A 2,619-nucleotide genomic window follows, 5' to 3' on the forward strand; every position below is an offset into this window, starting at 1 on the left:
GCGCCGACGCCTACTGCCGCGACGCGGCGGTCGCGGTCGAGACCGCCAAGGACTTCATGAAGCGCAAGCACAATGTGCGGGCTTGACCACGGCAAATGCGATCCAGGCTTGTGACCGGGAGCGCCGTCATGCACCGGGATGGCAAGATGGCCAGAATCGCTTGGCTCGAAGGGGGCTAAGGTCCGCATGCGCATCGAGTCGATCAAAGTCTATCAGGTGCTTCTGCCTGTCAAAGGTGGTGCCTACAGGATGGCCAGCGACACCGTGCAGGATCTGGACAGCACGCTCGTTGAAGTCACCACCGAGGATGGACTGTCAGGCTGGGGTGAGACGTGCCCGGTCGGCCCTGTCTACCAGCCCCAGCATGCTCTGGGTGCGCGAGCGGCAATCGCCGAAATGGCGCATGGGCTCGTCGGCGAGGACACGACGTCCATGCGCCGCCTCGCGAAAAGAATGGAGGAACGGCTGAACGGCCACAACTATGCCAAGGCGGCCTTGGACATAGCTTTCCTGGACCTCGCCGGCCAGCGGCTGGGCGTACCGGTTTCAACGCTTCTGGGCGGCGCGCTGACCGACCGTGTGCCGTCCTACTACTCGACTGTCGTCGGGGCACCGGACGAGACCGCGCGTATCGCCATCGACAAGGTCAAGGCCGGATACAGGCGGCTTCAGGTCAAGATCGGCGGACGGGATCTCGAACAAGACGTCGCCACCGTGCACAAGGTATGGGAAGCCGTTGGCTTCAAGGCCCGGATGGCCGTCGACGCCAATCGTGGCCTCACCACCGCTGCGGCGCTGCACATCGATCGGCTTTGCCAGGCAATACCGTTCGTGTTCGAACAACCCTGCAACACGATGGAGGAAGTCGCGAGCCTCAAGGGACGCGTGACCCATCCGGTCTACCTCGATGAGAATACCGAGGATTTGAATGCCGTCCTGCGGGCAGTCTCTTCAGGCATCGCGGACGGATTCGGATTGAAGGTCACCCGCCTTGGCGGTCTCACCAAGATGGTCACGGTCCGCGACCTGTGCGCGATACGATCGCTTCCGCACAGCTGCGACGATGCCTGGGGTGGTGACATCATCGCCGCGGCATGCGTACACCTCGCCGCGACTGTCGAGCCGAGACGCTTTGAGGGGGCCTGGATCGCGCAGGAATACATCGAAGGGCATACGGATCCCGTAAACCCCGTCGTTATCGAAAACGGGCATATACGCGTCCCCCAGATACCGGGGCTCGGTATCAAGCCTGAGCGATCCCAACTCAAAACGCCTGTCGCGACTTTCGGAGGCTGAGGGGTCGCGCCGCAGCATTGCAGAGAGAACGTTCATGAAGCGCAAGCGGAGCGCGCGCGGATCATAGCCGCTAGGCAATTTTCCGTCCTTCGTGGAACGCATAGGGCGCCTGGCGAGGGGCGACTCCGTCGCCGACTTTCATCACCGGCTGGGACGAACCCTCCAACTCCTTCGCCAGCCAATCCGTCGCCACGTTGGTCGTTGCGAGAACAAGACAAACGCCCTGGACGAAGCTCTCGTCACGGGTGTTGTGGTCGACGATGGTCACGCCGTCCCCATGCCACTCCAGGATGCTGACATCCACCAACCATTTGACGCCAAGCTGGCGCAGTGTCCGTCGCAGCGGGAAATCGGCGGCCGTCCGCTGCAGTTCCTTGCCAACCAGCGGATCGGGCGTGAGAATGGTCACCTGGTGGCCATCCTCGGCAAGTTTCCAGGCCGTGCCGCAGCCGCGCCAGCCGCCGCCTTCATCGAGCAGAAGCACATGCCTGCCTGGGCGCGCATGACGGGCCATGACGGATTCGATCGAGAAGACGTTGCCCTTCTCTATGCCTGGCAGGCTAGGCATTGCCGGCAGCTTTGACATCGTATCTCCCCAGCGGTCGGTTGACGGCGTTACCCGCCTGGTGCGGCGGTCAGGAGGCTTGGCCCATACTCACGGATTTCTGAAGCGCGGCAGCGAGGCCGTCTCCCACGGCTGCTTCAAACCCAGATGCGCGCATTGCCTCGATTGCCGCCGCGGTGGTGCCACGGTAGTCGAGGAAGGTCTGGACAATGTCTTTGGGATTTTCTCCCCGCGCCTCGAGCAGCTTTCCAGTTCCAATCAGGACCGCGCTGACGCTCCTGCGGGCCATGTCCGGGCTCATTCCTCGGCCGATGGCATCGTCCATCATTGCCGCCGCCAAAAGCGCCGGAAACGCCGGGCCGGATCCTGTGAGGCCCGTCAGGTAGTCGATATCTGCTTCGCTTTTGACTTCATCGGCAGCGCCACAGGCCGCTAGAATTCGACGAACCAGATTGCGATCATCCAGGGTGATGCCCTCAGAGCCTATCCAGGGAGTATAGGAATTGCGCACCTCCGCCGCCGCGTTCGGAAGCGTGCGGACGATACGATCGGTCTTGAGACGTGACGCCAATTGGTCGACGGGAATCCCGGCCATGACCGACATGGCGAGCTTGCCATGCGCAGAAATGTCGATGGCAGGCCAATCCTGGGGGCGGACCGATACGATGATAACCTCGGATCGATCCACCAGTTCCTGATTGTCCCTCGTCCATGTAGCATTTGGCAGAAAGCCGGATTGCCCGCTTCTATAAGACAGC

The 2,619-nt window shown here is 62.2% G+C and carries 3 protein-coding genes and 1 pseudogene; 2 read left to right on the top strand and 2 right to left on the bottom strand.

Translation table 11 applies throughout. The features are described 5' to 3' along the window. Positions 1-86, top strand: a pseudogene (locus EOA33_RS40700) (cobalamin-binding protein); the annotation flags it as partial. A 100-nt stretch (positions 87-186) separates the two neighbouring features. After that, a complete protein-coding gene (locus EOA33_RS22150; protein WP_127406599.1) occupies positions 187-1,296 on the top strand; it encodes a mandelate racemase/muconate lactonizing enzyme family protein in 1,110 nt (369 codons plus the stop codon). A 70-nt stretch (positions 1,297-1,366) separates the two neighbouring features. Here EOA33_RS22150 and EOA33_RS22155 read toward each other — a convergent pair whose 3' ends face one another. Continuing rightward, on the bottom strand, positions 1,367-1,882 hold the full coding sequence (locus EOA33_RS22155; protein WP_190234333.1) for a hypothetical protein: 516 nt from the start codon (positions 1,880-1,882) through the stop codon (positions 1,367-1,369). Positions 1,883-1,931: 49 nt separating this feature from the next. Continuing rightward, positions 1,932-2,619: pyrroline-5-carboxylate reductase dimerization domain-containing protein (locus EOA33_RS22160; protein ID WP_245482405.1), on the bottom strand; the 688-nt coding region annotated here is incomplete at its 5' end.

This window comes from Mesorhizobium sp. M4A.F.Ca.ET.050.02.1.1 (assembly GCF_003997725.1).
Taxonomy (GTDB): Bacteria; Pseudomonadota; Alphaproteobacteria; order Rhizobiales; family Rhizobiaceae; genus Mesorhizobium.